General features: G+C 34.6%; 1 protein-coding gene. It reads right to left on the reverse strand.

All coding sequences use genetic code 11. The features are described from left to right. Positions 1 to 272 (reverse strand): hypothetical protein (locus tag EOC06_RS41195; RefSeq protein ID WP_206631372.1); only part of this gene is annotated, 272 nt, incomplete at both ends.

Raw genomic sequence — 272 nt, forward strand, 5'->3', positions numbered from 1 at the left:
CTTCAAAGGTATTATTAGACATATGAGGGATAGATGGAATATCCATTGGAACGTTTTTTTGCTGTTTGTTTTCGCTTCGATCGGAGAGAGTTTTTTCTTTGGAATATCCTTTTGATTGCATTGTTTTATTTCTAACAATGGTTTTCATGACATCTTCTAAATGATATCCACCATCTAAAGCTTTGTTTCTATCCCTTAACTTGAATAGTTTTTCTCCTGCATCTCTTCGAGCTATATGAATATACCCAGTTGTCTTTTCTCCCCTTTGGTAC

Source organism: Mesorhizobium sp. M7A.F.Ca.MR.362.00.0.0 (assembly GCF_004023175.1).
In the GTDB taxonomy this organism is placed as follows: Bacteria; Pseudomonadota; Alphaproteobacteria; order Rhizobiales; family Rhizobiaceae; genus Mesorhizobium.